The following is a 20,695-nucleotide window of genomic DNA, read 5'->3' as shown; positions in this document are numbered from 1 at the left end:
GCGACATCCTGCCTTTTGCCAAACCTGCGCAGCTTTGATAGCTGATCGCGTAGCAGTTTAAATTGACACCCGGAGCCACCGATGACCGACCAGATGACCGATCAAAAAGCACGCGCCAGCCAGTGGTTCCACGACCTGCGCGACCAGATCGTTGCAGCGTTTGTGGCGCTGGAAGACAGCCAGACGGACGGCCCGCTGTCGGATCAACCCGCCGGTCGGTTCGAGGTCACGAAGACCACGCGCCAGTCGGATGACGGATCAGATGCCGGTGGTGGACTGATGAGCGTCATGCGCGGTGGTCGCGTGTTTGAAAAAGTGGGCGTCAACATCTCGACCGTCTATGGCACGTTGGGCAAGCCTGCCCAACAAGCGATGGCCGCCCGTGGTGTTCCCGGGATCGAGGATGATCCCCGCTTTTGGGCCTCGGGTATTTCCCTGGTTGCCCACATGCAGAACCCGCATTGCCCTGCGGTGCATATGAACACCCGTATGTTCTGGACCCCCGGCGCGTGGTGGTTCGGCGGTGGTTCAGACCTGAACCCCTGCATCGAATATGACGAGGACACCGCGCATTTCCACAACGTTCAGAAAGAGCATCTGGATCCCCATGACCCCGCGCTCTACGGCAAGCTGAAGGAATGGGCGGACGAGTATTTCTATGTGCCTCACCGCGGCCGCGCCCGTGGTGTTGGTGGGATCTTCATGGATGACCGCAACACTGGCGATTGGGAGACGGACTTCGCCCTGACCCAAGACATTGGCCGCGCCTTCTTGCCCGCCTTCGTGCCGGTGACCGAAAAGCGCCGCAACACACTATGGGACGATGCTGACAAGGACACGCAGCTGGTACATCGCGGTCTCTATGCCGAATACAACCTAGTCTATGATCGTGGCACCAAGTTTGGCTTGGCAACAGGTCACGACGCCAATGCGGTGCTGATGAGCCTGCCGCCGATGGCAAAGTGGGTGTAAGCTTTGATGATCGGGGACGAAATCCACGTCGATGACCGGATGCAATCTGGCTACACCTACGTGTTAGATGCCCCAGAGGGCGAGGACTTCGACCCAGGTTTTTCCCCGCACCATACCCCCGCTGAAATGTTGGCCATGGGCGTTTTCGAAGGCAAATACCTGAACGATTGCCGGGGCGAATTCCCCGCCAATTGGTTTGAGGGTGCCAAGCTGTCGGATCGTCCTGACCCATCGGTCAACTATTTCGGCATAAAAAGTCGCCAACCGCTGTCGGTGTGGCGCGAGAAGGGATGGATCATCGGCCCTGATCCACGCGGTTGGTTCCAGTGGTATTGCCGCTATCATTTGGGTCGTCGCCTCCCCGACACTGATGCAGCGCAGATTAAACGCTGGCGTGCCTTCGCGCGTCATGCCGGGCAGATCCGCGCGAATTGCTATCCGGGGGACATCTTCTGTCGTCCGCGTCAGCGACAGGCACTTTTGCAATGGGCATATGACCCATTGATCTGACTGGCTTGCCTTGCGCGCGCACACAGGGCAGATTGTTGGGAAAGAAACGAAAGGCTTAGGCGTGACCAGCTTTAAACTCGACGATTTCCTGCCGTACCAGATCGCCGTTCTGTCCAGCCGTGTCAGCGCGGAGTTTTCGAAACACTACCGCGACGCCTATGGGATTTCGGTCTCGGAATGGCGCGTCGTGGCGCATTTAAGCCAAGCCGACAGCGTCAGCGTGCGCGAGATCCACAAGCGTGTAGACATGGACAAACCCAAGGTCAGCCGGGCGGCATCTCGGCTTGAGGCGGCGGGATACATCACCAAGACCATCAATCCCAATGATCGCCGTCTGGTCGAGCTTAGCCTGACCGACAAAGGACGTGCGATGATTGATGCCTTGGCCCCGATTGCCGGCAAGTATGAGGCGCAACTGACAACGTTGTTGGGACAAGAGGACGGATGCTTTCGTGAAGCCCTGACCAGCCTGCTGCACAAACTGGACCCCGGCAACACGGCTGAAAGCTGACCCCTCCCCTCTGACGGAGCGTTACACAAGACAGATCTTCTGCTTTGCGGCACAGTACCAGCAACGCAAAACTGGAGATCCTGAAATGTCCGATATCGTTATTCTTGAAGGTGTGCGCACCGCCATTGGTGGCTTCGGTGGCAGCCTTGCCCAAACCCCACCCAGCGCGCTTGGTGCAACCGTCACCCGCGAAGCAATGGCCCGCGCGGGCGTATCCCCAGAACAGATCGGGCATGTTGTGTTCGGTCACGTGATCAACACCGAACCCCGCGACATGTACCTGTCGCGCGTTGCCGCAATCGAAGCTGGCATTCCCGACACCGCCCCGGCAATGAACGTGAACCGTCTGTGCGGGTCCGGGCTGCAGGCCATCGTGTCGGCCACCCAAAACCTGATGCTGGGCGACGCGAACTTTGCCGTGGCAGGTGGGGCCGAAAACATGAGCCGCTCGCCCTATATCCTGCCGCAGGCACGCTGGGGTCAGAAGATGGGTGACACCGGCGCACAAGATATGATGCTGGGCGCGCTGAACTGCCCGTTTGGCACCGGTCACATGGGCATCACCGCGGAAAACGTCGCGTCCGAGAACAGCGTGACCCGCGAAGATCAGGACGCGTTTGCGGTTGAAAGCCAGCGCCGCGCCGCTGCTGCGATCGAAGCCGGGTATTTCGACAGCCAGATCGTGCCCATCGAAGTCAAGAAGCGCCGCGAGATGGTGGCCTTTGCCCGCGACGAACACCCCAAACCGACGACAGCCGAAACGCTTGCTGGCCTGCGCCCCGCGTTCCAGAAAGATGGCAGCGTCACCGCAGGCAATGCCTCGGGCATCAATGACGGTGCTGCTGCGCTGGTTCTGGCACGGGCGGACGCGGCCGAAGCCGCTGGCCTGAAACCCAAAGCGCGCATCATTGGCTATGGCCATGCGGGCGTGCGGCCCGAGGTCATGGGCATTGGCCCCGTCCCGGCGGTCGAGAACCTTTTGGCTAAAACCGGTCTGTCGGTTGCTGATTTCGACGTGATCGAATCGAACGAGGCCTTCGCCTCTCAAGCCATTGCGGTGAACAAAGGGCTGGATCTGGACACGGCCAAAGTGAACCCGAACGGCGGCGCGATTGCGCTGGGTCACCCGGTCGGCGCCACGGGCGCAATCATCACTGTGAAAGCGCTGTACGAGCTGGAACGCATCGGCGGCTCGAAAGCGCTGATCACCATGTGCATCGGCGGCGGTCAGGGGATCGCTCTGGCCATCGAGCGCCTGTAAGCACGTATTGAAAAGAAGAAAGGCCCGGCTGCGATGCCGGGCCTTTTTTTATTTCCAGTCGAAAAAGTCGTCGCCCACTTGCGACAACAGCTTTTCAGCCAGCGTTCGCCCCAGTTCCGGCCCGTCTGCAATCGGACCCGAGATCTGGTCGGCCACGCTTTCCGATCCATCCGTGCGCAGGATCTCGCCCTTCAAGGTCAGGGTGTCGCCGTCAAGCGTCGCCAGCCCCGCAATCGGCGTTTCGCAGGATCCGTCCAGCGCCCCTAGGAAAGCACGTTCAGCGGCCAGACGTTGACCCGTTTCAAGGTTGTGGATCGCATCCAGCATGTCCTTGGCGCGGGCATCGTCTGCACGACGTTCAATGCCAATGGCCCCTTGGGCCACAGCGTTCAGCATATCAGCCGTCTCGATCGCCGTGGCGGGGACGTCGTCCATGCCCAGACGGTTCAGGCCTGCCATCGCAAGGAAAGTCGCTTCGGCCACGTTGTCACCCAGCTTTTTCAGGCGAGTTTGAACGTTGCCGCGAAACTCGACCACGCTCAGGTCGGGACGGCGGTTCAAAAGCTGCGATTTGCGGCGCAGGGACGAGGTGCCGACGACGGCGCCCTCCGGCAGCTCAGCAATCGATTTGTACTTGATCGACACGAACGCATCGCGCGTGTCTTCACGCGGCAAATAGCACTCCAGCACCAGCCCGTCAGGCTGTTCGACCGGCATATCCTTCATCGAATGCACTGCGATGTCGATGCGCCCATCCAGCATCGCCTCTTCGATTTCCTTGGTGAACAGGCCTTTGTTGCCGATCTCTTTCAGCGGGCGGTCCGCGTCGATCATCGAGCGGTTGTCGCCGGTGGTATGAATCACCACGATCTCGAACGCCGCCTCCGGCAGATCGAACGCAGCCATCAGGCGGCGGCGCGTTTCATAGGCCTGCGCCAGCGCCAAGGGGCTGCCACGTGTGCCAATATTCAAGGGGGCGTCGGGGGTCGGAAGCGTGTAAGTCATGGCGGTTGGTTTACGCGTGAAGCCCCCCTCTGTCCATGCCTGCGACACCCCCAGCGCTTGACATCTTGCCGCTGCTTTGGGACGAGGCTTGGAACCAGACAGGAAAGGCCACCTTATGACCCAGCAAAAGACCATTCTGCGCGCACTTGCAGGCGAGACCCTTCCGACACCTCCGATCTGGATGATGCGTCAGGCGGGACGCTATCTGCCCGAGTATCGCGCCACGCGCGCCCAAGCCGGAGATTTCCTGAAACTCTGCTACAATCCAGAGCTTGCAGCCGAAGTTACTCTGCAGCCCATCCGCCGCTACGGCTTTGATGCGGCGATCCTGTTTGCCGACATCCTGCTGCTGCCGCAGGCGCTTGGTGCGGATCTGTGGTTTGTGACCGGGGAAGGCCCGCGTCTGTCGACGATCACAAGCCAAGCCGATTTCGACAAGCTGTCGGGCAAGGAAGACATTCACGAGACGCTGAACCCGATTTACGAAACCGTCCGCATCCTGCGCCGCGAACTGCCGGAAGAGACCACTCTGATCGGGTTCGCTGGGATGCCTTGGACGGTTGCGACCTATATGATCGCGGGTCAGGGCACCAAAGACCAAGGTCCGGCGCACGCGCTGAAGGCTGAAAACCGTCCGCTGTTCGAAGCCGTGATGGATCGCCTGACCGAGGGCACTATTGAGTATCTGTCCAAACAGATCGAAGCCGGTGCCGAAGTGGTGAAGCTGTTTGACAGCTGGGCCGGGTCGCTGAAGGGCGAGGACTTCCAGAAGTACGCGGTTGAACCCGCGCGTGTAATCACGTCCGAGCTGAAGAAACGTCACCCCGGCATTCCCGTCATCGGCTTCCCGCGCGAAGCAGGCGAGGGCTATGTAGGCTTTGCCAAAGCTACCGGCGTGGATTGTGTGGCGCTGGACAACTCGGTCAGCCCGGAATGGGCGGCGGCGAATGTTCAGGTCGATGGCTGTGTGCAGGGCAACCTGAAGTCCAGCCACATGGTTACCGGCGGTCAGGCACTGGTCGATGAAACCCGCGCCATCGTCGAGGCGTTCAAGAACGGTCCGCATATTTTCAACCTTGGCCACGGGATCACCCCGGACGCTGATCCCGAGAATGTGCAGCTGATGATCGACACCGTGCGCAACGGCTGATCAGGTAGAACTACCAGCCCGCTTGCCAAATCCTTTCGACCCGTGTCTTGTGCGCGGGTTATCGCGAGGAGAGCACTATGCGGGTTGGTATCATCACTTTGATTGTGGCTTACGTCCTAAGCCAGTTCTATCGCGCCTTTTTGGCGGTGATGACGCCTGCGCTGAAGACGGATCTGGGCGCGACGCCCGAGGATCTGGCACAGGCGTCAGGCGCGTGGTTTCTGGTCTTTGCCCTGATGCAGATCCCTGTCGGCTGGGCGTTGGACAACATTGGTCCGCGCAAAGTGGCAGCAGGTCTTTTGGCGCTTGGCGGTGCCGGAGGCGCCGCGCTTTTTGCCATGGCCACCACGCCTGATCATATCCTCTATGCGATGATCTTGATCGGTATCGGGTGCTCCCCTGTGCTGATGGCCAGCTATTTCATCTTCGCGCGGCTCTATTCCCCCGCCGTCTTTGGCACTCTGGCCGGGATGGTGATTGGCTTTGGAGCTTTGGGCAATATCGCAGGCGCCTTGCCACTGGCGCTGGCCGTTGAACAGTTTGGCTGGCGTACTTGCCTGTGGGCTTTGGCGACTGTGACATTGGTGGTTGCCGCGTTGATCATGGTGACGGTGGATAACCCGCCGAAGGTCGAAGTTGAAGAAGGACAAGCCAAAGGATCCGTTCTGGACCTTCTAAAAATGCCCGCACTTTGGGCTTTGTTCCCGCTTATGTTCGTCAACTATGCGGCGGCGGCCGGGCTGCGCGGCAGCTGGGCCGGTCCGTTCCTACGCGATGTCTATGGATTGGACACCACAGGCATCGGCTGGGTCACAATGGCGATTGCTCTGGCTATGGTGATCGGCAGCTTCACTTATGGACCGATGGACCGCATCTTTGGCACCCGTAAATGGGTGATCTTTACTGGCAACATCGTCGCGGTCTTTATGGTGTTTCTGCTATGGTTCGCGCCCGAGGCCGGGATCTGGCGCGTGGCGCTGACCATGGCCGCCATCGGCTTGTTTGCCTCAAGCTTCCCGCTTTTGATGGCGCATGGACGCAGCTTCTATCCGCCCCACCTTGTTGGGCGGGGCGTGACGCTGATGAATATGTTTGGGATCGGCGGCGTGGGTGTTTTCCAGTACGCCTCGGCCAGTGTCTATCGTTCGGCGCAGGGTCCGGACGTGTCGGTCACGGCCCCCTATCAGGCCGTGTTCCTGTTCTTTGCCGTTCCTGGCTTGATCGGCTGCCTGCTGTATCTGTTCAGTCAGGACCGCACCGATTAAGCCGACTTACGGGGCCTGCGACGACGCTGTTTAGGTGCGCCTCCGGGGTTGCCAGCAGGTTTCTGCCCTTGTGCGCCACGCGGCCTGCGTCCACCGCCTGCAGCTGCGCCACCGCCGCCGCCACCGCGACGACCGCCACCACCACCGCCGCCTTGACCGCGCTGAGGGCGTTTTTCCTCGGCGGGGCGTTTGCCGCCCAGCACGGGGATTTCGATCTTCATGACCTTTTCGATGTCACGCAACAGGCCCAGTTCAACACCGGACACGAAGGAAATCGCGTCGCCATCGGCACCAGCACGCGCAGTACGGCCAATGCGGTGGACATAGTTGTCGGCGACCTCGGGTAGGTCGAAGTTATAGACATGGCTGACGCCGGGAATGTCGATCCCGCGCGCGGCCACATCAGTTGCGACCAGAATACGTGCCTCGCCTGCGCGGAAAGCTGCAAGCGCGCGATCACGTTGGCCCTGACTTTTGTTGCCGTGGATCGAGACCGCCTTGAAGCCCTTGGTCACAAGGTGCTTCATCAGCTTCTCGGCACCGTGTTTGGTACGCGAGAAGACCAGCGAAAGCGCATCTTCGTCATGACCCAGAAGGTCGATCAGTTTGTTGATTTTCGCGTTGCGGTCGGGACAATAGTACAGACCTTGGGTCACCTTGTCCGCGGCTTTACCGGGGGGCGACACCTGCACGCGGGCGGGATCTGTCAGGTATGCTTTCGACAGCTCTGCCATCAGCTTGGGCATGGTTGCGGAAAACAGCATCGTCTGGCGGGGTTCGCCCAGCGCAGGGGCAATTTTGCGCAGCGCGTGGATAAAGCCCATGTCGAGCATCTGGTCGGCTTCGTCCAACACAAGGAACGTTGCCGTGTCCAAGCGAATCGCACCGCGATCCATTAGGTCGATAAGGCGTCCCGGCGTGGCGACAAGAATATCAATTCCCGGCGCCAGCATGCTGATCTGTTTGTTGATCGACATACCGCCGACCACAGTGCGTACTTTCAGGTGCGTGCCCTGCACATAAGCGCGCAGGTTGTCGGCAATCTGATTGACCAGCTCGCGCGTCGGCGCCAGCACCAGTGCCTTGACCGATTTTGACTGACGCTTGTCATGGTTGCCCAACAGTTGGTGGATCAAAGGCAGGCCAAACGCGGCGGTCTTGCCGGTGCCGGTTTGGGCCAGACCCATTACGTCACGGCCTTCCAGCACCAAGGGAATGGCCTGAATTTGAATGGGGGTGGGGGTCTCGTAACCGGCGTCTGTCACGGCCGAGACCAGTTTCGGGTCCAGCCCGAGATCTGCAAATTTCGTCATCTTCGTCTTTCTGGCACACGCGATGGTGCACCGCTTTCACGCGGGTGGGGCAGTTGCGCCCGTCGCTTAGGTTTGCAGCAAATGCTCGCGCGCGGGCCGAATGCCCATGCGCCGATTTGGCCGCTAGAACCCCGCGTGATTTGGGAACTTGTGGAAAAGACTGTCTGCCTCACATCTGGGGCGGGTCGCTCACGCGTCGACCGGACAGTTACCCCGCGTATCACAGCCAAAACCACACAAGTCAACGACAAATGATACGTGCGTACCGCGAAAGGCCTTTTCTGCAAGGCAGAATTGCTCTATGGAACCCCCCGTCTTTGGGTGGTTCAAAGACAGATTCATTATAGGAGGCCGTAATGGGCTATAAAGTCGCCGTCGTAGGCGCCACGGGCAACGTGGGCCGCGAAATGCTGAACATCCTGGCAGAGCGCCAGTTTCCTGTAGACGAGATCGCCGCGCTTGCATCGCGCCGTTCGCTCGGTACTGAAGTCAGCTTTGGTGACAAGACCCTGACCACCCAGGATCTGGACACCTTCGACTTCACCGGCTGGGACATGGCGCTGTTCGCCGTGGGCTCGGAAGCGACCAAGCAATACGCGCCCAAAGCTGCGAAAGCGGGTTGTGTGGTGATCGATAACTCGTCGCTGTACCGGTATGACCCCGACATCCCGCTGATCGTGCCCGAGGTAAACCCGCAGGCGATCCACGGCTATAAGAACAAGAACATCATCGCGAACCCCAACTGCTCGACTGCGCAGATGGTTGTTGCGCTGAAGCCTCTGCATGACCGCGCCAAAATCAAACGCGTTGTCGTGTCGACCTATCAGTCGGTGTCCGGTTCGGGCAAAGACGCGATTGACGAGCTGTGGAACCAGACCAAGGGCATGTATGTGCCGGGTCAGGAAGTGGAACCGAAGGTCTATCCCAAGCAGATCGCCTTCAACGTGATCCCGCACATCGACGTCTTCATGGACTCGGGCGACACGAAAGAAGAATGGAAGATGATCGCCGAGACGAAGAAGATCGTCGATCCGTCGATCAAAGTCACTGCGACCTGCGTGCGCGTGCCGGTCTTCGTTGGCCACTCGGAATCGATCAACATCGAAACCGAAGAGTTCCTGGACGAAGACGAAGCCCGCGACATCCTGCGTACAGCCCCCGGCATTCTGGTCGTGGATAAGCGCGAGAACGGTGGCTATGTCACTCCGGTCGAATGCGTAGGCGATTTCGCGACCTTCATCAGCCGTATCCGTCAGGACGTGACGGTCGAGAACGGCCTGAACATGTGGTGCGTTTCGGACAACCTGCGTAAGGGTGCTGCCCTGAACGCCGTCCAGATCGCTGAGCTGCTGGGCCGTGAGGTTCTGAAGAAGGGCTAAACCTCCTGACAGTCGAATAGGAAAAGCCCCGCCGAACAGCGGGGCTTTTTCGTTTGGGGCATTGGCAAGGGGAATTGGGTCTGAAACACTCTCGCATACAGCGATGCCGCTGTTGTATCTGACTGTTAAAAGGCATTTTCCATGCGTTATACTTTGCCCCTTCTGCTGCTGACCGCAGCCCCTTCCTTTGCCGACACCTTCCACACCGCACCCCGCGCCGTGTCGGCAACGCTTTATCCTCAGGTGGCCGAGGTCACGCATCACATCACCCTGACGCTGCCCGCCGGCACGCACGAGGTGCTGTTTCCGTTTGAGTTTAGCGATCACGACAGCATCCCTCAGATCCGCAGTGTGACAGAGGGCGTGACCATCACGCAGGTGAAGTTGCAAGAAGGTGGGGTACAGGATCAGGATGCCTATCTGACCCCGGATCAGGCTGCCGCGCAGGCTGCCGTGGACACCGCACAAGATGCGCTTGAGGCGCATGATCAGACCATGATGGAACTGAGCGGACGGATGCGTGCCCTTGAGGCTCAGCTCGCGTTCTTGGGGTCCCTGTCTGCCGGAGATCTGGAATTGGATGCGAAGGACATCCTGACCATATCAACCACGGTGCTGAGCGAGACCGAGGCGACGCATGCCGAGATCACCAAACAGTCAGCCCAGATCAGCGCCGCAAAAGAGCGAAAGATAGAGCTGGCCGAAGACCTTGCCAAAGCGCAAACCAAACTGTCCCGGATGTTGCCACCCGAGGAAGGCGAGAATCTGTGGGCGGTTCGCCTAAGCACCCCAGCCGCAACCGACGCTCAGATTGAATTGATCGCCTATGCAGAAGGGGCTTACTGGCAGCCTATTTACGAGGTGCACCTGAACTCGGACACGCCAGACACGCTTTTGGTTCACCGCAAAGCAGGCATTAAGGCTTCAGGCGAGGTAAGCTGGCAAGACATTGACCTGAAGCTGTCCACCACAGACCCCAACGGACAAACCGGCCCCAGCCGCGTGCTTGGCCGACACGCCCGTGTTTACGACCCTGAGCCCGTCACGTTGAAACGAAGCGAGGTCGCAGGGTATTCGGCCGACGCGTTATATGAGGAAGAGATCGTCGTCGTCGAGGAAGCCGCGTTCGGCGCGAACTATGGCGAATTTGCCGTCACCTATGATTACTCCCAGCCCGTAAGCATTGGCCCATCTGACACTCTTCTTCTTGAATTTGGTCAGCTTGAACTGCCTATCGAAACCCAGATTCACGCCGCGCCTCGACGTGACGACACCGCCTATCTGGTGGCTTCGCTGACCAATAACAGCGGCGCACCATTGCTTGGCGGGCTGGCAAGCTTCTATCGGGATGGTGTTTTGGTTGCCGAGGACGATTTCTTGCCGATTGCAGCTGCCGATACGGCCGACCTGCCCTTCGGTCCGGTCGAGCACATCCGCCTGACCTATATCGTAAAGGATAATCAAGTAGGCGAGCGCGGGTTCATCAAATCCGCCACGTCTCAGACCCATCAGGCCTTGGTGCGGGTCGAGAACCTAAGCGGCAACGCCGAAGACCTGCGGGTGTTCTTCCCCACGACCTATTCCGAACAGGAAGAGCTGAACGTGACCGTGAATGCCACCCCCGCGCCCACGGAAACCGATTTCGAGGATCGTCGCGGGGTGTCCGTCTGGGATCTGAGCGTGCCCGCGGGTGGACAGTCCGAGATCAGCATCGCAACCACGCTGCGCTGGCCCGAGGGCAAGACCCTATCGTGGGCACCGTAAGCTTGGTGGCCGCGACGATGCTTCAGCGCCACGGGTGACAATCTTTCAGGTATGGGCCAGCGACAGCGGGCCCATACCCATCAGAGTGATGCAAGATCACGCCTCTGCCTGCGCCAGCCAGCTGTCCAGCTCGCTGCCCAATGCCTCCCAATCCGTATAGTCATGATCCGCATCCAGATCGGCCTCGGGATCCTGCCCCGCAATGATACGACGCATGACGAAACGGCTTAATACACCGTATTCGGACGGCATATAGGCACCGGCCACTTGAACTACGCGATCAGGCGTCCAGTTGGTGGCATCTGTGAAATCATCCAGAATGCGCTCGAGTCCGCGCCAGTCGTCGGCATCATGCCCTGCTGCTGAAAGCGACACCGACAAAAACAACGTCGGCATCTGCGCCAACCGCGTTGCGTGCTCGCCGGCGAACTCGGCCACTTCCGGCTGATAGTGCCCAACATGCACCGAGCTGGCCAAAATCGCACCGTCGAACCGCCCAAGATCAATGTCCTTTTTGTCCACTAGGGAAAGCAGCTCGACCGAATGGCCTTGATCATAAATCCTGTCAGCGATCCACCGAGCAATTTTGCGCGTGTGGCCTTCGCTTGTGGCATAGGAAACAAGAATTTTCATAGGAACCTCCTTCAGCCCCAACGGGCCGTGCAGACGCGAAACCTGTGCTCGCAGAGGTTAATCCGCGATCACACTGAACACTGTCAGCTTGGCATAATGTCTAAGAGGTTTTCATTGACTCGCGTCAATTGGGGCAGGGCAAACGCGAAAATCGCACTGCCCTGCCATCAAACTTACAACGCCTCGAAGGCGCCGGTTTCAGCGTTAAAAAATTCCAGCCCACCTTCACCGATGTCAGTCCACAGCCCGTGCAGTGACAGCTTTTCGGATTCAACCGCGTCGCGCACGAAGGGGAAGGTCATCAGGTTTTCCAGGGATACAAGAACGCCTTCTTTCTCAAGGGTCGCATCGTCGATATCGGCATCGTTGCCGCCAAGACGATCATAGCCCGGCTGAAGAATGTCGATCCAGCGACCAACGAACGAGGTGTTTTCAGCGAGCTCTGGCGCATTGCCCAAACACTTCTCGTGGAAGCCCTTCACACCGCCGCATTTCGAGTGACCCAATACGATAAGATGCGACACTTTAAGGGCAGTGACCGCATATTCCACAGCCGCCGAGGTGCCGTGATAATCGCCATCCGGTGCGAACGGCGGGACAAGGTTGGCGATGTTGCGGTGCAGGAAGATCTCACCTTGATCGGCGCCGAACATCTGCGTCACATGAACACGGCTGTCACAGCACGAAATAATCATGCTGCGCGGGCGCTGACCTTCGTCTGCTAGGCGGCGATACCAAGATTTATTCTCGGAGAACGTCGTTGCGCTCCAACCATGATAGCGCTGCACGAGATAGCTAGGAAGTGGACGAGCTGTGTTCATGTTTGTCTCCTGTCTGCATCGGAAAGTATCTACGCTGGAAACGCCCCAAATTCGAGCAATTTTTAGGCACTGATATACGATTTCTTGAGGCACTCCGGTCATTCTACCCCCGAGGGATAGATACAACCGGGGTGCTAGTATGACTGAAATTGCGAACTTAACCTACTTCGAAGACATCAATTTGGACCGGGATCAGCTTCGCGCACTCTACGTGCGCTTTGGGCCGGTACAGGCGGATCGCAACCTGAACCAATCGCTTGAGGATTTGGCGCTTTGGTTGGCGCGGCTGCAACAGGCACAGAAGTCCGGGCGACATGCTGACCTTCATAAAGGTGTCGAAGATCTGAAGCGCATTGCTCAGCGGCTGGGCATGACCACTCTGGCCCGTGTGGCCCGCGATGTGGCTGAACAATGCGCAACACAAGATTCGGCAGCACTGTCCGCGACACTGGCTCGTCTAAGCCGCGTGGGCGAACGCAGCCTGATTGCCGTCTGGGATCTTCAGGACATGTCACTTTAGGCGGGTACAGATCGGGGATTGCCCCTGCGCTTGGGGGCGTTACTCTGCCAGACAGAACTGGCACAGATAATGATCGAGGCCCTGATGACCCTGACCTTCGCCACCCAAACTGACGCGGCCATACCGCTTTACCTGATCGAGAAGGACGCCGGCGACGCGCTGTCCGCACTTCCCAAACCGGCTCAGACATGGGCATCGGCCAATGGGTTTGATGGGGGGCTGGGGCAATGCTTGGTGGTGCCGTCGGCCTCTGGCGAGGTCGAGATGGCTCTGGTTGGCCTTGGCACCGCGAAGGCACGCAACCGCAAACGGTTCGGAGCTGTTGCGGCGCGAGGGAAACTTCCAGAAGGTGTGTACCAACTGGCCAGTTCGCATTCTGACCAGATCACGCAGGAGTTCGCCCTTGGCTGGCTTCTGGAAGGCTACCGCTTCGACCGCTACGCCACGCAATCGGCGCCCAAGGCACAGCTTGTGGCCCCCGCTGGTGTGGATGCCACACGTTTGGAAACCATCGCAGGTGGAGAGGTCGCGACACGCGACCTGATCAACACCCCGGCCGAGGATATGGGGCCGGACGAGCTGGAACTGGCGGTCCGCAAACTGGCCGAGGCGCATGGCGCAACAATCTCGACCATCATGGGCAAAGCGCTGCTCGACCAGAACTTTCCGATGGTCCACGCGGTTGGACGCGCGGCCACACGTGCTCCGCGCTTGATCGACATGCGATGGGGCGACGAAGGCCCGACACTGACCTTGGTCGGCAAGGGCGTCTGCTTTGACACGGGCGGGCTGAACCTGAAACCCGGCGCCTCGATGGGCTTGATGAAGAAAGATATGGGCGGCGCGGCCACGGTGCTGGGACTGGCCCAGATGATCATGGCGCTTGGCCTGAAGCTGCGCCTGCGGGTGCTAATCCCGGCGGTCGAGAACGCCGTTGCGGGCAATGCGTTCCGTCCCGGCGATATCCTGACCTCGCGCAAGGGTCTAACGGTCGAGATCAACAATACGGATGCCGAGGGGCGTCTTGTGCTGGCGGATGCGCTGGCGCTGGCGGATGAAGAAACACCGGACCTGATCGTCTCGATGGCCACACTGACCGGGGCCGCGCGCGTCGCTGTCGGACCGGACCTGTCGCCCTTCTACGCAACCGAAACGACAGACGCCGACGCCCTGCGCAACGGCGCGCAATCCAGCGCCGACCCGGTGTGGGAGCTGCCCTTCTGGGACCCGTATGAAGCGATGATCGAACCCGGCATTGCCGATCTGGACAACGCGCCGAAGGGTGGATTCGCAGGCTCGATCACGGCCGCCCTGTTCTTGCGGCGCTTCGTCACCGACACGCCGCGCTATGTGCATTTCGACATCTATGGCTGGAATCCGACCGCCGCGCCGGGCCGCCCAAAAGGTGGCGTGGGCATGGGCGCGCGTGCGCTTCTGGATGCGCTGCCTGACCTGTTGGAGCTGTAATGGACCGCCGCCTGACCCCCGCCAATGACCATGTCGCGCATGAAAGCTTGCGTGGGAAGGTCGACGCCCCTCGTTTCACGGACGGCACTCTGAAACAGGTCGTCGGCGACAGCTTTCTGCTGGATGCTCCCAGCGGAAATCGAGACCGGCAAGTTCTGTCAGGGGATCAGTTCAACATTCTGGATGGCGACGATCACATGGTCTTCGGCCAGTCGCTGAAAGATGGCTATGTCGGTTATCTTGAAGCGTGGAGCCTAGGTGACCCTCAGTCTTTGACCCACCGCGTGACCCACCGCACCACACATATGTACCCAGATCCGAACTTCAAAACGCCGCATAATCGCGTGTTTCATTTAAACAGCCGCGTACAAGTGGTGGCCCTGAAGGGAAAGTGGGCTGAGGTGAAACTACCCGCGACCCCAATGTCGGCCCCGAAACACGGCCATATCCCTGCATCACATCTGTGCCCGCTTGACGCGTTTTCTTCGGATCCCGTCGCGATTGCCGAGCAGTTTCTGGATACGCCCTATGTCTGGGCGGGTAACTCGGGCTTTGGCATCGACTGTTCGGGTCTTGTGCAAGCAGCCCTTCTGGCCTGTGGCATCCCCTGCCCTGCCGACAGCGATCTGCAAGAGGCCGCGCTGGGTCACGACATTCCCGATGATGCGCCACTTCAGCGCGGCGATATTTTGTTTTGGAAAGGTCATGTGGCGATGGTGGTGGATGCCGCGCGGATCATTCACGCCAACGCACATCACATGTCGGTGGTTTATGAGAGTACAGCGGATGCCATCGCGCGCATCGCAGCGCAGGGCGATGGCCCCGTCACGTCGCGCAAGAGATTGTAGGCCTTATTCGACCGCGCGGATCAGCTTTCGCTCTAGCACCCTCAGCACCGAACGCAGGTCGCTGCCGCGTTTCAGGATGCGCCCATCCATGCCGATCACAGAGTACTGTCCCTGCTTCCCGCGCAGCTTGGGCCGCTTCTCGATTCGGTAAATCGGGTGCTCTGCCGTGCGTCGGAAGATCGAAAAGATCGCAACGTCACTAAGAAAGCTCATCCCGTAATCGCGCCACTCTCCCGCGGCAACCATCTGTCCATAGAGACCCATGATGGCGCCAAGTTCGATGCGATTGAAGGCGACCTGCTCGGCCGGTTTGCCTGCCCCTTGAAAGGGCGTCGTTGTCTGCCAGTTCATAAATTCAGAGTGGACCGACATGGTAAACAAATCAATACCTGCCCCAGTTTCGCCCCGAAATGAACGGTAAGTTACCTTTCGGCGTGCGTTTTGGTGCCCCTTTCCAAGGGAACAATAAACCTGCAGTAAGCGAGAGCTTTTCCGGCGCCGTACGAACAGCCCCCACCCGGTGTGCGGCGTCGGAGCAAACTTCACTTCACAATATTTCAGCCAGTTTTTGCACGTTGCATCGCAATTTGCGCCAGCGATCCTTGCGAAAAGCAAAACGCATTATTGACCGCACGGTCGGTTTTGTGCATCCTATCAAGTAGTGATCTTGGGGGAGGCCACATGACGCCGCAGGAAATCGCAGAAAAAAGTGCCGACATCATGTGGGCAGACGATCCGGCCAGTCAGGAACTGGGCATGCGGATCGACGCCATTGCGCCGGGCCAGGCCGTCCTGTCGATGGATGTCCGTAAAGACATGGTGAATGGACACGGATCCTGCCATGGCGGGTTTTCCTTTACGCTGGCCGACAGCGCCTTTGCCTTCGCCTGCAACAGTTACAACAACCGCGTGGTTGGGCAGCATTGCTCGATCACCTATCTCAGCCCGGGCAAACTGGGCGAGCGCCTGACCGCAACCGCGACCGAGACCAGCCTTACCGGGCGCTCGGGCATTTATGACGTGACCGTCACTGGGGAGGACGGTCGCACCGTAGTTCTGTTCCGCGGCCATTCGCGGCAGGTCAGCGGCACACATTTTGACGAATAAGACGGATAGAAGCACCGGGGCACGCGCTCTGGTCGGAGGAGAGACATGAAAGACCTGACACCTCGCAAGGAAGACCTTGATCCAATCGAAATCGCTTCGCGCGACGAGATTGCCGCCACGCAGCTAGAGCGCATGAAATGGTCGTTGAAACACGCCTATGAAAACGTGCCCTTCTATCGCAAAAGCTTCGACGACGCCGGTGTGCATCCCGACGATCTGAAGACGCTGTCGGATCTGGCCAAGTTCCCCTTCACCGTCAAACAGGATCTGCGCGACAATTATCCGTTTGGGCTGTTTGCCGTCCCGCGCGAGCAGATTTCGCGTATCCACGCAAGCTCGGGCACCACAGGTCAGCCGACCGTTGTGGGCTATACCAAGAATGACCTGAAAATGTGGTCGGGCGTCGTTGCCCGCTGCATGCGCGCCTCGGGCCTGCGCCCGGGTGACGTGTTGCACAACGCCTATGGCTACGGTCTGTTTACTGGCGGTCTGGGTGTCCATGGCGGCGCTGAAGCTGCTGGCCTGACCGTTGTGCCGGTATCGGGTGGTATGACCCAGCGCCAGGTGCGCCTGATCGAGGATTTCCGCGCTGACGGCATCACCGTGACGCCGTCCTACGCGCTGTCCATTCTGGACGAATACGCCAAGCAGGGTCTGGACCCGCGCAAAAGCCCACTGAAGGTCGGAATCTTCGGGGCCGAGCCGTGGACAAACAACATGCGCCGCGAAATCGAAGAAGCCTTCGACATGCACGCCGTTGACATCTACGGCCTGTCGGAAGTTGTCGGACCGGGTGTGGCCAATGAGTGTGTGGAAACCAAGGACGGCCTGCACATTTGGGAAGACCACTTCTATCCCGAGATCATCAACCCCGAGACCGGCGAGGTCTGCGAGGATGGTGAACTGGGCGAACTGGTGTTCACTTCGCTGACCAAAGAAGGTTTCCCGATCATCCGTTACCGTACCCGCGACCTGACACGTCTGCTGCCGGGCACCGCGCGTTCGATGCGCCGGATGGAGAAGATCACCGGCCGTTCGGATGACATGATCATCCTGCGCGGCGTGAACGTCTTCCCGACCCAGATCGAAGAACAGCTGATGGACGTGCCCGCCCTAAGTCCGCACTTCCAGATCGAACTGGTACGTCCGGGCCGCATGGATGAAATGCATATTCATGTGGAAATGGCGGAAGGTCAGTCGCGGGAAGGCGCCGAAGCTGCTGTCCGAGCACTGTCCGGCAAGATCAAATCCAATGTCGGCGTCAGCGCCAAAGTGCACGTTGCAGAAGGCGGCAAGGTTGCACGAAGTGAGGGTAAGGCTGTAAGGGTCGTCGACAACCGTCCGAAGGAGTAACCCATGCCTCGTGGGATCGCCCGTGATCACGAAGAAAAACGCGCTGCCATCCGCAAGGGGGCAGCGGCCTATTTCGCTGAACACGGGTTTGATCGTGCTTCGATGACAGCAGCGGCCAAGCATTGCCAGGTGTCGAAGGCGCTGATCTATCACTACTATGACAGCAAAGAGGCCCTGCTTTACGACATTCTGGACCACCACCTGTCCAAGCTGGTGGCCGACGTTGAAGCAGCCCCCGAAACCGATGGACTGCGGGGATTGGTGCGGGCCATCCTGATTGCCTATAAAGGCGCGGATGCCGAACACAAACTTCAGCTGGACAGCTTGACGGTTCTGGAACCCGATCAGCAAGCCCCATTGGTTGAACTTCAGCGCCGCCTGATCGACATGATGGGCGCGGCTTTGAAGGCCGAGGCCCCTGAACGCTTTGAAAACGGCACGAACCTGCGTGCTGTAACCATGTCAGTCTTCGGCATTTTGAACTGGTACTACATGTGGAACCGCCCCGGCAAAGGGCTGAACCGCGAGGACTACGCTGATTTGGTGTCCAACATGATCTTGGGCGGCATTCACGCCCTGTAGTCGCACCCTTGCCCGTCACGCGCATCACGCGTCCAGCATTTTGCTGGGCGGTGCCCTTCCTCGGCGGGCTTCCCCCTAAATTTGGCCGATCACGCTTCTGTGATTTCGAAAATAGATGCATGTGCATACAATTATGCGAACGAGTCACCATCGCCTGAAAGGACTAGGTATGAAAACTGCCCGCATTCTCGCCCTCGCATCCCTTGTAAGCATCACCATGGCAAGTGGTCTTGCTGCGCACGAAGATGCCACCAACCCCGTTGTGATCAAGCGGATGGAAGCCATGAAGGCTATTGGCGGATCCATGAAGACGCTTTCGGGTATGGCCAAAGGCGAGATGGCATTCGATGCCGCCAAGGCCAACGCTGCCGTCGCCACCATCGCCGAGAACGGCATGACGGTTCCCACCCTGTTCGAAGCCAACGAAACCGATCCCGCCACCGAAGCTCTGCCCGCGATTTGGGAAAACTGGGATGATTTCGTCAAGAAATCAGAAGATATGGTCATGGCCGCGAAAGGCGTTGCCGAGATTACCGAACAAGGTGCACTCGGCGCGGTTTTGGGTCAAATCGGCGGCACGTGCAAAGCCTGCCACGACGATTATCGCAAAAAGTAACCTTTGAACCCACCAAGGGCGCACCCATCAGGGCGCGCCCTTTTTCTTGGGTCAACTGCACCAGATGCGATCAATCAGGCCATTCTCATCGATGCTGATGTTCAGCCGATCTGGTTGATAGTCCATGGTATAGGCCATACCCGGCTGCAGTACGCGCCGGTTCTCGGGAAGATCAAGATCCGTCAACACCTCGGCGTTTTGCCCGACAAGATACATCAGGTCACCGGCCCCACAACTACCATGTGGCTCTTGACCGCTATTGGCGACACAGCCACTTAGTGTGGCGAAAATCATAGCCAGAAAATACTGTTTCATAAGCTTATTTTTCCACCAATGTCGCCACAAGACAAGCCGAGGTCGCTGCGCTGTTGAAAATCGCGCGGGTTTCCCCCACCCTACGGGCGACATACCAACAGGAGGACCCCCATGCGCACACGTGCCGCCGTAGCCCTTGAAGCCGGCAAACCGCTTGAGATTATGGAAGTGAACCTTGAAGGCCCGCGTGCCGGCGAAGTTCTGGTCGAGATCAAGGCCACCGGCCTGTGCCATACCGACGAATTCACCCGCTCTGGCGACGACCCCGAGGGCATCTTCCCGGCCATTCTGGGCCACGAAGGCGCAGGCGTGGTGATTGAGGTGGGCGAAGGCGTGACCTCGCTTGAGGTCGGCGACCACGTGATCCCGCTTTACACGCCCGAATGTCGCGAGTGTGACTACTGTCTGAACCCGAAAACCAACCTCTGCCAGTCGATCCGCTCGACCCAAGGCGCAGGCCTGTTGCCGGATGGTTCGACCCGTTTCTCAATGCTGGATGGCACGCCGATCCACCACTACATGGGCTGCTCGACCTTCGCCAACCACACGGTTGTGCCCGAGATTGCGCTGGCAAAGGTCCGCAAGGACGCTCCGTTTGATAAAATCTGCTACATCGGTTGCGGTGTCACCACCGGCATTGGCGCCGTGATCAACACGGCCAAAGTCGAAATCGGTTCGACCGCCGTTGTGTTTGGCCTGGGCGGCATTGGCCTGAACGTGATCCAGGGCCTGCGCATGGCCGGTGCGGATCAGATTGTTGGCGTGGACCTGAATGACGGCAAAGAAGAAATGGGCCGCCACTTCGGCATGACCGATTTCGTGAACCCGTCGAAAGTGGACGGCGATATCGTTGCCCATCTGGTCGAGCTGACCGGCGGCGGCGCAGATTATTCGTTCGACGCCACCGGCAATGTGAACGTGATGCGCCAAGCGCTGGAATGCGCCCATAAGGGTTGGGGGGAATCGATCATCATCGGCGTCGCCCCAGCTGGTGCCGAGATTTCGACCCGCCCCTTCCAGCTGGTCACCGGCCGTGTTTGGCGCGGTACCGCCTTTGGTGGTGCGTCGGGCCGCACGGACGTCCCGAAGATCGTCGATTGGTACATGGACGGCAAAATCGAGATCGACCCGATGATCACCCACAAGCTGAGCCTTGATCAGATCAACGAAGGGTTCGAACTGATGCACAAGGGTGAAAGCATCCGTGCGGTGGTGGAGTTCTGATCCACTTGCCCGAGCAGACAACCAAAGGGGGCCTCGGCCCCCTTTTTTCATTCCGGGCGCGACAGAATGTGGACTTGCC

The 20,695-nt window shown here is 59.2% G+C and carries 22 protein-coding genes; 16 read left to right on the top strand and 6 right to left on the bottom strand.

The features are described 5' to 3' along the window. Positions 1–81 precede the first annotated feature (81 nt). The 4 genes from hemF to ALP8811_RS00515 all read left to right on the top strand — a co-directional run bounded on the left by hemF (position 82) and on the right by ALP8811_RS00515 (position 3,254). Positions 82–972 carry an oxygen-dependent coproporphyrinogen oxidase gene (hemF, locus tag ALP8811_RS00530; RefSeq protein ID WP_108855255.1) on the top strand — a complete coding sequence of 297 codons (891 nt, stop codon included), beginning with the start codon at positions 82–84 and terminating at the stop codon, positions 970–972. A gap of 6 nt (positions 973–978) precedes the next feature. Continuing rightward, positions 979–1,482, top strand: a complete 504-nt coding sequence (locus ALP8811_RS00525) for a hypothetical protein (RefSeq protein WP_108855254.1) — start codon at positions 979–981, stop codon at positions 1,480–1,482. 61 nt (positions 1,483–1,543) lie between these two features. Next, positions 1,544–1,993: a MarR family winged helix-turn-helix transcriptional regulator gene (locus ALP8811_RS00520; protein ID WP_245924474.1), complete on the top strand. Its 450-nt coding sequence runs from the start codon at positions 1,544–1,546 to the stop codon at positions 1,991–1,993. Positions 1,994–2,078: 85 nt separating this feature from the next. Next, positions 2,079–3,254: an acetyl-CoA C-acyltransferase family protein gene (locus ALP8811_RS00515; RefSeq protein WP_108855253.1), complete on the top strand. Its 1,176-nt coding sequence runs from the start codon at positions 2,079–2,081 to the stop codon at positions 3,252–3,254. Between the two features lie 48 nt (positions 3,255–3,302). On the opposite strand, the gene hemC is transcribed toward ALP8811_RS00515, so the two are convergent. Further along, on the bottom strand, positions 3,303–4,259 hold the full coding sequence (gene hemC, locus ALP8811_RS00510; RefSeq protein ID WP_108855252.1) for a hydroxymethylbilane synthase: 957 nt from the start codon (positions 4,257–4,259) through the stop codon (positions 3,303–3,305). A gap of 115 nt (positions 4,260–4,374) precedes the next feature. Here hemC and hemE point away from each other — a divergent pair, with 115 nt between their 5' ends. After that, positions 4,375–5,409 carry a uroporphyrinogen decarboxylase gene (hemE, locus tag ALP8811_RS00505; protein WP_108855251.1) on the top strand — a complete coding sequence of 345 codons (1,035 nt, stop codon included), beginning with the start codon at positions 4,375–4,377 and terminating at the stop codon, positions 5,407–5,409. Positions 5,410–5,486: 77 nt separating this feature from the next. Further along, entirely contained in the window at positions 5,487–6,674 is a 1,188-nt protein-coding gene (locus ALP8811_RS00500) for an MFS transporter (protein ID WP_108855250.1), read from the top strand. Here ALP8811_RS00500 and ALP8811_RS00495 read toward each other — a convergent pair. Then, on the bottom strand, positions 6,671–7,987 hold the full coding sequence (locus ALP8811_RS00495; RefSeq protein ID WP_108855249.1) for a DEAD/DEAH box helicase: 1,317 nt from the start codon (positions 7,985–7,987) through the stop codon (positions 6,671–6,673). The genes ALP8811_RS00500 and ALP8811_RS00495 overlap by 4 nt on opposite strands. A gap of 356 nt (positions 7,988–8,343) precedes the next feature. Between ALP8811_RS00495 and ALP8811_RS00490 the strand changes: the two genes are divergently transcribed. Together ALP8811_RS00490 and ALP8811_RS00485 are read left to right on the top strand one after the other, a co-directional pair. After that, positions 8,344–9,366, top strand: coding sequence for an aspartate-semialdehyde dehydrogenase (locus ALP8811_RS00490; RefSeq protein ID WP_108855248.1), 1,023 nt, complete (start codon positions 8,344–8,346; stop codon positions 9,364–9,366). A gap of 141 nt (positions 9,367–9,507) precedes the next feature. Further along, positions 9,508–11,130, top strand: coding sequence for a DUF4139 domain-containing protein (locus ALP8811_RS00485; RefSeq protein ID WP_108855247.1), 1,623 nt, complete (start codon positions 9,508–9,510; stop codon positions 11,128–11,130). A gap of 96 nt (positions 11,131–11,226) precedes the next feature. On the opposite strand, the gene ALP8811_RS00480 is transcribed toward ALP8811_RS00485, so the two are convergent. Continuing rightward, positions 11,227–11,763: a flavodoxin domain-containing protein gene (locus ALP8811_RS00480; RefSeq protein ID WP_108855246.1), complete on the bottom strand. Its 537-nt coding sequence runs from the start codon at positions 11,761–11,763 to the stop codon at positions 11,227–11,229. 173 nt (positions 11,764–11,936) lie between these two features. Continuing rightward, the gene (locus ALP8811_RS00475) at positions 11,937–12,584 is read right to left on the bottom strand and encodes a carbonic anhydrase (RefSeq protein WP_108855245.1); all 648 of its coding nucleotides are present in this window, start codon (positions 12,582–12,584) and stop codon (positions 11,937–11,939) included. 139 nt (positions 12,585–12,723) lie between these two features. Here ALP8811_RS00475 and ALP8811_RS00470 point away from each other — a divergent pair, with 139 nt between their 5' ends. The 3 genes from ALP8811_RS00470 (at position 12,724) to ALP8811_RS00460 (ending at position 15,419) form a co-directional block, all read left to right on the top strand. Then, a complete protein-coding gene (locus ALP8811_RS00470) occupies positions 12,724–13,104 on the top strand; it encodes a hypothetical protein (RefSeq protein ID WP_108855244.1) in 381 nt (126 codons plus the stop codon). Positions 13,105–13,188: 84 nt separating this feature from the next. Beyond that, on the top strand, positions 13,189–14,571 hold the full coding sequence (locus ALP8811_RS00465) for a leucyl aminopeptidase family protein (RefSeq protein ID WP_108857360.1): 1,383 nt from the start codon (positions 13,189–13,191) through the stop codon (positions 14,569–14,571). Then, the gene (locus ALP8811_RS00460) at positions 14,571–15,419 is read left to right on the top strand and encodes a C40 family peptidase (protein ID WP_108855243.1); all 849 of its coding nucleotides are present in this window, start codon (positions 14,571–14,573) and stop codon (positions 15,417–15,419) included. The genes ALP8811_RS00465 and ALP8811_RS00460 overlap by 1 nt, the downstream gene beginning before the upstream one ends. Positions 15,420–15,422: 3 nt before the next feature. Here the strand turns inward: ALP8811_RS00460 and ALP8811_RS00455 are convergent, their stop codons facing one another. Beyond that, the gene (locus ALP8811_RS00455; protein WP_108857359.1) at positions 15,423–15,770 is read right to left on the bottom strand and encodes a DUF2794 domain-containing protein; all 348 of its coding nucleotides are present in this window, start codon (positions 15,768–15,770) and stop codon (positions 15,423–15,425) included. Between the two features lie 330 nt (positions 15,771–16,100). On the opposite strand from ALP8811_RS00455, the gene paaI reads away from it, so the two are divergent. The 4 genes from paaI (at position 16,101) to ALP8811_RS00435 (ending at position 19,077) form a co-directional block, all read left to right on the top strand. After that, positions 16,101–16,526 carry a hydroxyphenylacetyl-CoA thioesterase PaaI gene (gene paaI / locus ALP8811_RS00450; RefSeq protein WP_108855242.1) on the top strand — a complete coding sequence of 142 codons (426 nt, stop codon included), beginning with the start codon at positions 16,101–16,103 and terminating at the stop codon, positions 16,524–16,526. A gap of 45 nt (positions 16,527–16,571) precedes the next feature. Continuing rightward, on the top strand, positions 16,572–17,879 hold the full coding sequence (paaK, locus tag ALP8811_RS00445) for a phenylacetate--CoA ligase PaaK (protein WP_108855241.1): 1,308 nt from the start codon (positions 16,572–16,574) through the stop codon (positions 17,877–17,879). A gap of 3 nt (positions 17,880–17,882) precedes the next feature. Next, positions 17,883–18,461, top strand: a complete 579-nt coding sequence (locus tag ALP8811_RS00440; protein WP_108855240.1) for a TetR/AcrR family transcriptional regulator — start codon at positions 17,883–17,885, stop codon at positions 18,459–18,461. A 169-nt stretch (positions 18,462–18,630) separates the two neighbouring features. Next, positions 18,631–19,077 carry a c-type cytochrome gene (locus ALP8811_RS00435; RefSeq protein ID WP_181363653.1) on the top strand — a complete coding sequence of 149 codons (447 nt, stop codon included), beginning with the start codon at positions 18,631–18,633 and terminating at the stop codon, positions 19,075–19,077. 51 nt (positions 19,078–19,128) lie between these two features. Here the strand turns inward: ALP8811_RS00435 and ALP8811_RS00430 are convergent, their stop codons facing one another. Continuing rightward, a complete protein-coding gene (locus ALP8811_RS00430) occupies positions 19,129–19,392 on the bottom strand; it encodes an I78 family peptidase inhibitor (RefSeq protein ID WP_181363652.1) in 264 nt (87 codons plus the stop codon). A 111-nt stretch (positions 19,393–19,503) separates the two neighbouring features. Here ALP8811_RS00430 and ALP8811_RS00425 point away from each other — a divergent pair, with 111 nt between their 5' ends. Beyond that, the gene (locus ALP8811_RS00425; protein ID WP_108855237.1) at positions 19,504–20,616 is read left to right on the top strand and encodes an S-(hydroxymethyl)glutathione dehydrogenase/class III alcohol dehydrogenase; all 1,113 of its coding nucleotides are present in this window, start codon (positions 19,504–19,506) and stop codon (positions 20,614–20,616) included. The last annotated feature ends 79 nt before the right edge of the window (positions 20,617–20,695 follow it).

It is taken from the genome of Aliiroseovarius pelagivivens (assembly GCF_900302485.1).
GTDB lineage: Bacteria > Pseudomonadota > Alphaproteobacteria > Rhodobacterales > Rhodobacteraceae > Aliiroseovarius > Aliiroseovarius pelagivivens.
This window is presented reverse-complemented; position numbering and strand designations above follow the sequence as displayed.

Coding starts and splice junctions, on each gene's coding strand:
- hemF (WP_108855255.1), top strand. CDS start 82: ATGACCGACCAGATGACCGATCAAAAAGCACGCGCCAGCCAGTGGTTC.
- ALP8811_RS00525 (WP_108855254.1), top strand. CDS start 979: ATGATCGGGGACGAAATCCACGTCGATGACCGGATGCAATCTGGCTAC.
- ALP8811_RS00515 (WP_108855253.1), top strand. CDS start 2,079: ATGTCCGATATCGTTATTCTTGAAGGTGTGCGCACCGCCATTGGTGGC.
- hemC (WP_108855252.1), bottom strand. CDS start 4,259: ATGACTTACACGCTTCCGACCCCCGACGCCCCCTTGAATATTGGCACA.
- hemE (WP_108855251.1), top strand. CDS start 4,375: ATGACCCAGCAAAAGACCATTCTGCGCGCACTTGCAGGCGAGACCCTT.
- ALP8811_RS00500 (WP_108855250.1), top strand. CDS start 5,487: ATGCGGGTTGGTATCATCACTTTGATTGTGGCTTACGTCCTAAGCCAG.
- ALP8811_RS00495 (WP_108855249.1), bottom strand. CDS start 7,987: ATGACGAAATTTGCAGATCTCGGGCTGGACCCGAAACTGGTCTCGGCC.
- ALP8811_RS00490 (WP_108855248.1), top strand. CDS start 8,344: ATGGGCTATAAAGTCGCCGTCGTAGGCGCCACGGGCAACGTGGGCCGC.
- ALP8811_RS00485 (WP_108855247.1), top strand. CDS start 9,508: ATGCGTTATACTTTGCCCCTTCTGCTGCTGACCGCAGCCCCTTCCTTT.
- ALP8811_RS00480 (WP_108855246.1), bottom strand. CDS start 11,763: ATGAAAATTCTTGTTTCCTATGCCACAAGCGAAGGCCACACGCGCAAA.
- ALP8811_RS00475 (WP_108855245.1), bottom strand. CDS start 12,584: ATGAACACAGCTCGTCCACTTCCTAGCTATCTCGTGCAGCGCTATCAT.
- ALP8811_RS00470 (WP_108855244.1), top strand. CDS start 12,724: ATGACTGAAATTGCGAACTTAACCTACTTCGAAGACATCAATTTGGAC.
- ALP8811_RS00465 (WP_108857360.1), top strand. CDS start 13,189: ATGACCCTGACCTTCGCCACCCAAACTGACGCGGCCATACCGCTTTAC.
- ALP8811_RS00460 (WP_108855243.1), top strand. CDS start 14,571: ATGGACCGCCGCCTGACCCCCGCCAATGACCATGTCGCGCATGAAAGC.
- ALP8811_RS00455 (WP_108857359.1), bottom strand. CDS start 15,770: ATGAACTGGCAGACAACGACGCCCTTTCAAGGGGCAGGCAAACCGGCC.
- paaI (WP_108855242.1), top strand. CDS start 16,101: ATGACGCCGCAGGAAATCGCAGAAAAAAGTGCCGACATCATGTGGGCA.
- paaK (WP_108855241.1), top strand. CDS start 16,572: ATGAAAGACCTGACACCTCGCAAGGAAGACCTTGATCCAATCGAAATC.
- ALP8811_RS00440 (WP_108855240.1), top strand. CDS start 17,883: ATGCCTCGTGGGATCGCCCGTGATCACGAAGAAAAACGCGCTGCCATC.
- ALP8811_RS00435 (WP_181363653.1), top strand. CDS start 18,631: ATGAAAACTGCCCGCATTCTCGCCCTCGCATCCCTTGTAAGCATCACC.
- ALP8811_RS00430 (WP_181363652.1), bottom strand. CDS start 19,392: ATGAAACAGTATTTTCTGGCTATGATTTTCGCCACACTAAGTGGCTGT.
- ALP8811_RS00425 (WP_108855237.1), top strand. CDS start 19,504: ATGCGCACACGTGCCGCCGTAGCCCTTGAAGCCGGCAAACCGCTTGAG.